Source organism: Paenibacillus sp. FSL L8-0436 (assembly GCF_038593025.1).
In the GTDB taxonomy this organism is placed as follows: Bacteria; Bacillota; Bacilli; order Paenibacillales; family Paenibacillaceae; genus Paenibacillus_AQ.
On sequence record NZ_CP151955.1, the window covers coordinates 5,732,375 to 5,743,002 of the forward strand.

Sequence of the window (10,628 nt, forward strand, 5' to 3'; positions counted from 1 at the left end):
GCCTACTGTAATTTCAATATCAGCATAGAATCCGTCATCCCCGTTCCAGTCCTTATTTTTGAAATTGGTTAAAAATACAATCAAAAATGAAAATCTCAAAATATAATAATCTATCATACAGGAAAGGAGGAATTTACTATGGCAGTCTTCACCAGCACAACGGGTCCGGTTCTGAACGGCTCGGAGACAGGAGTCCGGGCTCAATTTGTCCGGCTGCTTATCAGCAATGACGCAGTCACCGATTTCGCATCGATTGAAATAAGCGTGTTTGCAATTGATGATAACTCTGTCAATACGCCCAAAGTACCGCTTGCCCGTCAAGCGTTTTCGCTGAGTCCAAGTTCGGTAACGAACAGAACAATCCCTGTCAGCGGATTTCCGATTTATGAAGTACAGCTGTCGGTCACAACGCCTAACCCTAATATTGAAGTAGTCGTTACCACCGTAGGCGTGGACGCAGGCGGCAAAATAGTGGACAACCAGCAGTATCTCTACACTGAACTGACTACAATTCCCGCTCTGACTCCGTAAAAGCATATCCTCTCCGCAACACCAAGAAGAACTTCATAAAAAAAGCGGCAATCAGCCACCGGTGGAATACCGGCGGCTGATTGCCGCTTAATACTTCATAAGTATACTTAACGCCGCGAAGAATGCGGTTTACGTGAACGGGGAGGAGCAAGGATTTCAGCCCATACCAGCCCGTTCCGCAGCGATTCACGATTATCTGCCAAACCATGACGGGCAGCAGGCGCTTCGGAGACAGCACCGCTCTTACGTGCATTGCCTGCGTCACCTGCCTCTGAAGCGCCTGCCATGCCGTCAAAAGACGCCTGCAGGCGTTCCAGCTCCCGCTGCACCCGTTCTGTACGTGCCTGTATGCCCTCTTCTTCCGATTGCTCAAGGGACATGCCTTCACCTGTATCATAGTCGGGAGAAGGCCGCTCAGGAGACTCCTTCCAGACAGGAGAAGCATCGTACTCACGCTCGTCATAGGACACAGAAGGCTGGCCCGGATAAGAAGACTCGCCTGGAACAGGAAACCCGCTGCCCTGACGGGCCGGGCTTTCATCCTCAGGGCTCTGTTCCTTCTGCCGGGCACGGCGGAGAGGACTGGCGTCCCCTCCGCCGCCAAAAGTCGGCATACCGCCGCGCGGAGCATTTTTCTGTTTATTCTTCCCCGCTTTGTTCATGTTGGAAAAGATCGCAATCACAATGACTACGGCGATATAAATCAAACTGCTCATGGGATCTCACATCCCCTTATTTATTGGTCGGACGGCTCGAATCATCGCCATCATTTAATTTGCCGAGCGAGCCGCGCATTTGCGTGTCGGCTTCAATGTTTTTGAGGTTCATGTAATCCATGACCCCGAGTTGACCGGCACGCAGCGCTTCTGCCATAGCCAGCGGTACCTGAGATTCAGCTTCGACGACCAGCGCCTTCATTTCAACGACGCGGGCTTTCATTTCCTGCTCATGGGCAACGGCCATCGCTCTGCGTTCCTCCGCCTTGGCCTGTGCAATGCGTTTATCCGCTTCAGCCTGCTCGGTTTGCAAATAGGCTCCGATATTCTTACCAACGTCGATATCTGCAATATCAATGGACAAAATTTCAAAGGCCGTACCCGAATCCAAACCCTTGGACAAGACTGTACGCGAGATTGAATCCGGATTCTCCAGCACATCCTTATGGGAATCACTTGAACCTACTGTTGTTACAATCCCCTCGCCGACACGGGCAATGATCGTTTCTTCCCCCGCACCGCCGACGAGCCGGTCGATATTCGCCCGGACTGTAACCCGCGCTTTAACCTTGACCTCAATCCCGTTCTTGGCAACAGCAGCGACAATCGGGGTCTCAATCACCCGTGGATTAACGCTCATCTGTACGGCCAGCAGCACGTCGCGGCCGGCAAGATCAATGGCAGCGGCACGTGTGAATTCAAGCGGAATATCCGCCCGCTGGGCGGCGATCAAGGCATTGACAACCCGGTCGACGTTACCGCCGGCCAAGTAATGGCTTTCCAGTTGATTGATATTCAGGCCAAGCCCTGCTTTGGTGGCTTTAATGAGCGGATTAACGATCCGGCTCGGAGTAACCCGGCGGAGTCTCATGGCCACCAGGGTAATAATGCTGATTCTTACGCCGGATGCCCATGCGGAAACCCACAGCATCACCGGGAAGAAACTGAAAAACACGCTCAGTACAATGATCACAACAACCGCGATCAGCAAAATTGGAATTAAAGACGCTTCGCCCATACTTTTTGTCAACCTCCGTTACATTTTTAAAATTCATAAACATACTGGCTGCAGGCTCCGCTTATTTCTCGGATTCCTTCACAACCACACGGCCTCCCTCGACCTTCACCACGGAAACTGGAACCCCCGAACTGATGAAGCTCCCTTCGGTTACCACATCCACACGTTCATTGCCGACCAAGGCCGTTCCGGCCGGACGAAGTGGTGTAATGCTGACGCCCGAGGCACCAATCAGACTCAGTTTCTCCAGCACCGGAACAAATCCCTGCTCTTTGGTTAGGCTGTCGCGCAGAATAAACCGGTTCCAGATGCCCCGTTCCTTGAAGACCACAGCTACGATGGCGATAACTACCGCGGCTGCCGCAAAGGCTATTCCCAGATTCAAGAATGCATGCTCTAAGCTGAACGCAGCCCGAACAACGCCTGCTACAAGGCTTACAGAGCCCAGCAAACCCAGAATCCCGAAGCTTGGGACAAACAGCTCCAGCACAAGCATGACAAGTCCCAGAATGAACAACAGCCAGGTCTCCGCTCCAGCGAAGCCCGCCACATAGTTGCCGAAGAAATAAAGGGCAAATGCGAGCGTCCCGATAATTCCCGGAGCGCCAAAGCCAGGCACCAGCAGCTCAATGACAATTCCGGCGATGCCGATGAAGAGCAATATCGTCATAATAATCGGATTTGTCAGAAAATGCGACATTTTTTCTGCTCCGGTATGTTCCACTCGAAAAATGTCGTCCGTGGAATAACCAAGCAAAGTGATGGCCTCTTCCGGCGTATCGGCAAGATGATCGGCATATCCGGCTTTCAACGCTTCATCGCTGGTCAAAGCAATAATTTGGCCTTGCGCTTTATTCACCCCGAGTTCAGGCTTGTTCACGACAAGGTTCACATCCATCATTCCTGCAGCAATCTCCGGATCACGTCCGTTCAGTGAAGCGGCACCAACCATCTTGGATTTCCAGTAGGAGACCATCTTTGCGTCGTCCACGCTTTTTCCGTTCATATCCACCAGCGATGCAGCGCCGATCATACTTCCGGGCTTCATAATAATTGAATTGGCGTTCAGGGCAATATAACTGCCGGCAGACGCAGCATCTCCTTTAACATAAGCAGCTGTAGGAATTTCACTGTCCCTGACCATCTGCCCGATTTGTTCCGCAGAGTCGACAAGTCCCCCTGGTGTATCAATCTCCAGTACAATCAGAACCGCCCCGTATTTTGCCGCCTCCTCAAATCCCCGCTCCAAAAAGCTTTGCAGTCCGCGTTCAATCTCCTGGTCAACCGGAATAATGAACACCGGCCCGCCCTTCAGCTTTTCCGCAGCCGTCCCTCCTGCAGCCGAAGAGGTCCCCTCTGCTTGCGTGTAAGCTCCAAACGGCGTCAAGAGCATCAGCAGCAGGACGGTGACTATACCCGAAAAGGCAATCTTACGGATTTTTTTCACTTGTAAACCTCCTTTCTCTAAAAATAACTCCAGCACATAATCCTTAGTACGCCATTCCCGGAAATATGTTTCAAACAATCGTTTGGTCTGTTCAGAAACACATTACTGGAAACAGGGCGGAGCAACAAAAAAAGGGAGGAAGTAAGCTGCGCTTAACTTTCTCCCTTCATTTTATCCACCGACAATGAAAAACACCCCTTTATTCAAGGGGTGCTAGCGTTATATTATTGCAGAAATTGCAGAACCGCCTGGTTCACGAGTTTACCATCGGCGCGACCTTTGACCTTAGGCATCAGTGCGCTCATGACCTTACCCATTTCACTTTTCGAAGAAGCACCGGTTTCCTGGATGGTCTGCTGTACAATTACTTTAATTTCTTCTTCGGAAAGCTGCTCGGGAAGATACTTAATGATAATCTCGATTTCTGCCTTCGTACTCGCGGCAAGCTCGTCGCGACCCGCTGATTCAAATTCTTGGAGGGCATCTTTGCGCTGTTTGATTTCACGACTAAGGATATCAAGCACTTCGTTGTCGTCTAATGTTCTCTTCAAATCTATTTCAAGATACTTTATTGTAGAACGAACCATTCGAATGGTGGAGAGTGTGAACTTGTCCTTACTCTTCATCGCTTGCTTCATATCTTCGTTTAATCGTTCGCTAAGATTCATGCGTGGGTAATCCTCCTAAAACTTTCTCTTACGAGCAGCCTCAGACTTCTTCTTGCGCTTTACGCTTGGCTTCTCATAATGCTTACGTTTCTTCACCTCAGCCAAGACACCATCTTTAGCGATGGAACGTTTAAAGCGACGAAGTGCAGCATCAATTGTCTCGTTTTTACGAACTTTCGTTTCAGACACCAGTTTTCCCTCCCTCCGACCAGACCGTCCAAGAGCATAACACGGTTCATCATATTTCATTATAGGTCAAACCGAAATAAGGTGTCAACCTTCGTGTTATTCTTTTTTTAGGCAGGTTATCAGAATTTGAAATATCTGCTAAGCATGTGATGCGGAATTGCCGACAAGTGCGCCCAGTTTGGCACCGCCAAGCAAATGATAATGAAGATGAGGCACGGCTTGTCCGCTGTCCGGACCGCAATTGTTGATCAGACGGTAGCCTGTCTCCGCAATTCCCAACTGAATAGCAATTTGCTGCGCTACAGCGTGAATCTCACCAATCAGAGGCAGATCTTCGGCCGTGACATCATTCATCGAAGCGATGAACTTCTTAGGGATAATCAGCACATGCACCGGTGCGGCAGGCTCAATATCGTAGAATGCCAGTATCCGCTCGTTCTCGAACACTTTTTTGGAAGGGATTGAGCCTTCAATAATCTTGCTAAAGACAGTTTCCATACAACGCTTCCTCCTAAAAGTTTGTGGAGCGATACTTCCGTAGTAATTCTTCAGACCGGCCTTCTTCGCCACAATTAGTTTTTATGTTCTCTAATCATACAGGATAATCATGGATTACGAAAGCGGCACAAGAATAATACAACGCGGGGAAGCCGGAAAGATCATATCATCAGTCAAATGAAATGAATACACACGTAAGCAGGAGGAAAGCACAATACATGGGTAGACACTGCTTAGTGAAAATGTGTACTAGGGATAATACAAACTATGCTTATCACCATGGCTGTATTATAGACAGTGTTAGCTGCTGGCAAACGGGGTGGCATTGTTTTATTTATTTCGCTTGTGGCCTGACTCCCGGGGGCATCTATCTGCACAGTTCCTTTGTTACCCAGGACACACTTCAGACTTCGGACTTTTTACGCACGGACTGTGTTCTATCAGCCCATCTATATTTATGTGGAGCTTTATATCCATCTTATCTGTATCAGATACAGGAAAAGTGGATTCTGTTTGTCCCACATCATCCGCATCCGACATTCAGGGTAATCGTCATACAAAGTAATCGTTGTCAAAAAGGCACTGCTGAGGCGCTTCTCTATGTGTAGTTGCGGGTTCGGTACGGGGGAAAAAGGTAATGATAGCTTAATTTAATCGTATATCTGACAGGGATCTCAACCTTCGGGACCCATCAGACTCATAAAAAAAAGCAAAAAAAAGAAACACCCTACCAGCTTAAAAAGCTGATTCGGCGGCGGACGTATGAAAAGGAGCGTTTCCCGGTCATACGTCCGCCGAGGTGTTTCAAAATGATGTCGGCTTAGCTGTATTATAACAGGGGGTTGAAGGTGTATCTGTGATTGTCATCACACCTTCAACCTGCTTTCACATTTTTTCCAAAAGAATACGCGAACCGCCCCCGCCCTGCTCTGCAGGCACGACTATCAGCTTGCGTGGCAGTCGCGCCCGGAGCTCAGGAACATGGCTGATGATCCCGACGGACAGCTGGTCATTATGCAATCTTTCGAGTGAAGTAATGACGGTGTCCAGCAAATCCGGATCAAGAGTACCAAAGCCCTCATCAAGGAAAAAGAATTGCAGCGGATACTGACCCCGCAGCTGAATCTGTGCCGATAAGGCCAACGCCAGTGAGAGGGAGGTCAGGAAGGTTTCTCCGCCAGATAGCGTCGAGACCGGACGTCTGACTCCTCCATTGCCATCATCGCGGATAACAAAGCCGCCTCCGGAGTCAACTTCCAGTGCGTAACGCTGCTTGCTCAGGAACCGCAGCCGCTGTGAAGCGGCCTGGCATACCTGCATCAGCTGTTCTTCGGCGATATATTCCACAAAGGCATTGCCGCGCAGCACAGCCTGCAGCTTGGACAGCCGGTCCTGCTGCGCCGCATGCTCCTTACGCTGACCTTCGAGCTCCATCCAGCGGATATGGCGGTGCTGCAGATCCTCAAGATCACGTTCTGCACGCGCACGGCTCTGCAGCGAGCGTTCATCGTCTTCCTTGCATGTCTGCAGGGCAGACTGGCTCTCCTGCCATTCCTCAGTGCTTAAGGAGGCTCCGGACAGCTTCTCCTCAATGCTCCGCAGCTGCATCGTCACTTCCGCTTCTTCCTCCCGGTGAGCCCGAATACGGGCAGCGGCTCCGCTGCGTTCTTCCGGCATGAGCGCCGCCCCTTCAACCTCAGAGGCGGAAACAAACGGAGAAGAGTTCAGGCTCTCCTCCCAGTGGGCCGCGGCCGCAGCGCTATGCTCACGCGCTGATTCCGCCGCCTGGCGGGCAATGGCCGCCTCCTTCACCTCATGCTGCGCCTTGTCCGCTGCCTGCCGGTGCCTTTGCTTATTATTGTCCAGCGCCGCCTGCAGCTCCTGAAGACGCCGCTCGCATTCCTCCAGCAAGGCGGCGGCAGAACGGCCGCCTGTCCACTGGAGCAGACGCTGCTCCTTCTCACGCTCGAGCGCTTCTTTGCCTTCCAGTTGGGCATTCCACTGGGCCAGCTCTTTATCCAGCCCGGCAATCTCTTCCTGCAGAACTTGTACAGCATTGCCCTTCTCCTCAAGAAACTTCACGCTGATGTCGAGCCGGCCTCTGATTTCCTCGGCCTGTTCGTCCTTTGCCAGCATCCCGCGATAGGCGTTCTCGGCCTCACCTGCGGCCAGTTCAGGAAACAGCCGCGCCCATTCCTTGCGCAAGGTGCTCAACCGGGCGGCAAGATCGCCAGCTTTGGCGGCAAGCCCTTCCACCCAGGCCGTCTCGGCAGTGGCCGCAGCCGCTTCCTGGTGGCATAGCTGCTGCTGTTCCTGCATCCCCCGCTGCCATTCCGCCGCTTCCCGGCGCAGCTCGCCGGAGCGGACTTTCAGGGCCACATGCTGTGCCTCCAGTCCGGATAAGGACCTTTCATCCGGGATGGTCCCGGTGGAAGCTGAATGCATAGAGGCATCCGTGCCGTCCTGCTCCAGTCCTGCAGCCGCAGGTGTTTTCAGAGCGTCGCCTATAACCCCTTCACCATAAATCTGTTCCAGCCATGCGCCATCCTGCTCCAGCAGGCTGCGGAACAGATGGCGGGTTTCCAGCGCGCGCCGTTCAAGCGCACGGATATGCTGGAGCTGGGTTTCCAGCCCTTCCCGCCCGCCGCTGTCCTGGGACAACGCAGGGGAGGGATGATGCTCGCTGCCGCAGACCGGGCAAGGCTGCCCGTCCTGCAGCTCGCGGGCTAGGGTAAGCGAGAGCCTGTGCAGCTCCTGCTCCTTCAGCGCAGCCTCCAGCGTGCCGCCGTGCAGCTCCAGGCGCTCGGCGGCATTTCTTGCAGCGGCTTCCGCAGCCCGCAGCTCCTCCTGGTGCAGCGCAGCCGCAGCAATGTGCTCCCCGCGGGCGGCGGCCAGCGACTGCCGCCGGGCTTCGGCGGCGGCCAGCCGCGCCTCTGCCGCCGCTAGCACCGCCGCGCGCTCGCGGCGCTCCCGCTCCGCCGTCTCCCACTGGGACTCGGCGGAGCGCAGTTCCTGCAGTCTCTGCATCGCTTCCTGCAGAGACTGCCGCTCCTGGGAGCGGACCGCAAGCGGCTGCAGGCTTTGCTGCAGCTCCTGCTGGCGCTTTTGGCCCTTGGCCAAAAGCTCACGCTCCCGGGCCATGCTCTCCCGCCGGGCTGCCAGCCCGCGGGAGGCCTCGCCTTGGCGCGCCTGCACCGCCGCGCGCTCACGCCGCAGTTCGCTGAGCTCGGCTTCGAGCTCCAGCGCGCGGCGGTAGGTATCGGCCCCCTGCCGGAGGGCCGGCTCCTCAGCGGCCAGCGCAGCCTGCGCCGCAGCCTCGGCCGCAGCAAGCCCCGCCGCCTCATGCTCGGCGGCGGTTGCCAAGGTCTCCCGGCTCTCGGCAACAGCGAGCCGGCTCCGCCAGGCGTCCTCGGCGCTTCGCCACGCCTTCAGCACAGGCAGCCGCTTCTCGGCTTCGTCAGCCTTGACGAGCTTCTGCTCCAGCAGGAGGACGTTCTCCTCCTGCGACAGCAATTCCTGCCGCCGCCGCTCACGGCGGGTACGGTCCTCCTGCAGCTCGCGGATCTTCGCGAAGCGCTCGGCAAGCTGCATAGCCGCCTCCAGCTTCTTGCGGCATTCCTCCGCATGGCGGACCGCTTCCTGCAGCCGCTCCGCTGCAGCCTCTACATCCGCCTTCCCTGCACTGCCAAGGCCCTGCTGCTCCGCTTCAAGCGCCCGCAGCGCCGCCTCGTTCTCCTTGACCCGGCGGCTGAGCTTGAGGGCCAGCTGGTCGCCATACTGCTCCAGGTGAAAGAGCCGCTGAAGCATTTGCCTGCGGTCCACACCCCGCAGCGACAGGAACTCGGCAAATTTGCCTTGCGGCAGAACCACCGCACGGGTGAAATCATCCATTTTCAGCCCGATATGCTCTTCTACACAGCGGGTAACATCCGCCAGCTTGTCAGCCATAACCTGGTCTCCGTCTTCCGTAACCTCGATGAACCGGCTGATTGTATTGCTGATGGACTGCTCCCCGGTCCGTTTGAATTTCCGCTCCACCCGGTAACGCCGGACACCGGCGGAGGAAGTGAGCTCGAAGGTGAAAGCCACACTGAGCTGATCCTCGGAATGGTTCATAATTCCCTGCGTTCCGTTCACTGCCCTTTCCACCTTGCCGTACATCGCTAATGTAATAGCATCCAGCAGACTGGATTTCCCGCTGCCGGTCGGTCCGAAGATCCCGAACAGCCCGGTTTCCGTCAGACTCGCAAAATCAATCTCCTGCTGCTCCCGATAGCTTTGCAGCCCGGATACTTTTAATAGAATCGGCTTCACCTAGTTCTCCTCCCCTTCCTCCGGCTGGCGCCGTTCTTCTTCCGTCAGTTCAAGGAACAGCTCGATCAGGCTGTCCTCCGGCTCCGCACCGCCGGTCTGCCGCTGGTAGAACTTGCGGAACAGCTCCTGGACCGGCATCCGCGAACGGGAGATTTCCTCCAGCTCAAGCTCCATCTGCGGATAGATCGGGCGGATATGTATAATCCCTTCCCGTGATTTGCGGAGCCGCTGAATATCATTCATCGACATCGCTTCGCTCAGGCGCAGCTCCAGATCGATAAAGGCGGAGGCATCCCTGCCTTCATCAAGCCAGCCATACACCTCCTGCAGTCCGCCGGAAGATTTCCAGTTCACCAGCGGACGGCCGCAGCGGAGATAGATTTCCTCAAAGGATGGTTCCCCGCCCGGTGCCACATCAATCATCGTCACCGATTTGGCCTGGCCCGCTTCGGAGAAGCTGTAGGCCAGCGGTGAGCCGCTGTAGCGGATCATGCCCTCGCCTTTGACCCGCTGGGCGCGGTGCAGATGTCCGAGCGCCGTATACTGCGCACCGCAGGACAGAGCCGAAGGATCTACGGTATAAGCTCCGCCTACCTGAATCGGACGCTCCGAATCGCTTTCCAAGCCTCCGAGCACATAGATATGGCTCATGGCCAGATTCACCGTCTGCGGTGTAAACTCCCGTCCGAGCAGCTTCATCAGCTTGCCTACCCGCGCACTGTAGGCCAGCCGGAGTTCATCCTCACCGCTGTCCCCGGCGAGCAGCTCCCCGAGGCGGGCTTCGGAGGGATAGGGAAGTGCAGCGATTTTGGCAATTTCACCGGTCCGGACGGCATGTACAGTCACCGGCTCCGAGGTAGGCAGCCCCACCAGGGTGATGCCCTGTCTGCGCACAAGCGGTGACACGGAAGCTACCCGCTCCGGCTGGTCATGATTGCCGGAGATGACAACAAGCGGCCTGCCGTTCGCCGTCAGTCTGGCTGCGGCATCATAGAACAGCTGCTCCGCCGCAGCCGGAGGATTGACTGAATCATAAACATCCCCCGCCATTAGAATAAGATCAGCCTTGGAGTCATCGGCAATCTCCACCAGCTCATCCATGAACTGCTCCTGCTCCTTCTGCCGGCTCCGTCCTTCCAGCGTACGGCCCAGATGCCAGTCGCCCGTATGCAATATGCGCATTTTCGCCCTCTTTTCCCCGCCCTCACGCGGCCATCATATAGGTGATATAAGATCAACTTCCATCA

Annotated in this window: 9 protein-coding genes; 1 reads left to right on the forward strand and 8 read right to left on the reverse strand. The window is 55.0% G+C overall.

The genetic code is table 11. The annotated features are described in order from the left end of the window. Window positions 1–138 precede the first annotated feature (138 nt). Window positions 139–531, forward strand: a complete 393-nt coding sequence (locus tag NSS79_RS26605; RefSeq protein ID WP_342436822.1) for a hypothetical protein — start codon at window positions 139–141, stop codon at window positions 529–531. A gap of 107 nt (window positions 532–638) precedes the next feature. Here NSS79_RS26605 and NSS79_RS26610 read toward each other — a convergent pair whose 3' ends face one another. The 8 genes from NSS79_RS26610 to NSS79_RS26645 form a co-directional block, all read right to left on the reverse strand. Further along, a complete protein-coding gene (locus NSS79_RS26610) occupies window positions 639–1,247 on the reverse strand; it encodes a hypothetical protein (protein WP_342436823.1) in 609 nt (202 codons plus the stop codon). A 16-nt stretch (window positions 1,248–1,263) separates the two neighbouring features. Beyond that, window positions 1,264–2,265 (reverse strand): flotillin-like protein FloA, encoded by a 1,002-nt coding sequence (floA, locus tag NSS79_RS26615; RefSeq protein ID WP_038595434.1) that lies wholly within the window; start codon window positions 2,263–2,265, stop codon window positions 1,264–1,266. Window positions 2,266–2,326: 61 nt separating this feature from the next. Further along, window positions 2,327–3,658 (reverse strand): nodulation protein NfeD, encoded by a 1,332-nt coding sequence (locus tag NSS79_RS26620; protein ID WP_342440445.1) that lies wholly within the window; start codon window positions 3,656–3,658, stop codon window positions 2,327–2,329. A 278-nt stretch (window positions 3,659–3,936) separates the two neighbouring features. Further along, window positions 3,937–4,380, reverse strand: a complete 444-nt coding sequence (locus NSS79_RS26625) for a GatB/YqeY domain-containing protein (protein WP_036683862.1) — start codon at window positions 4,378–4,380, stop codon at window positions 3,937–3,939. A gap of 15 nt (window positions 4,381–4,395) precedes the next feature. Then, window positions 4,396–4,569 carry a 30S ribosomal protein S21 gene (rpsU, locus tag NSS79_RS26630; RefSeq protein WP_005547957.1) on the reverse strand — a complete coding sequence of 58 codons (174 nt, stop codon included), beginning with the start codon at window positions 4,567–4,569 and terminating at the stop codon, window positions 4,396–4,398. A gap of 138 nt (window positions 4,570–4,707) precedes the next feature. Further along, window positions 4,708–5,067 carry a histidine triad nucleotide-binding protein gene (locus NSS79_RS26635; protein ID WP_038595438.1) on the reverse strand — a complete coding sequence of 120 codons (360 nt, stop codon included), beginning with the start codon at window positions 5,065–5,067 and terminating at the stop codon, window positions 4,708–4,710. A gap of 885 nt (window positions 5,068–5,952) precedes the next feature. Further along, window positions 5,953–9,381 carry an AAA family ATPase gene (locus NSS79_RS26640; protein ID WP_342436824.1) on the reverse strand — a complete coding sequence of 1,143 codons (3,429 nt, stop codon included), beginning with the start codon at window positions 9,379–9,381 and terminating at the stop codon, window positions 5,953–5,955. Continuing rightward, entirely contained in the window at window positions 9,382–10,563 is a 1,182-nt protein-coding gene (locus tag NSS79_RS26645; RefSeq protein ID WP_342436825.1) for an exonuclease SbcCD subunit D, read from the reverse strand. It abuts the gene before it with no gap. Between the last annotated feature and the right edge of the window lie 65 nt (window positions 10,564–10,628).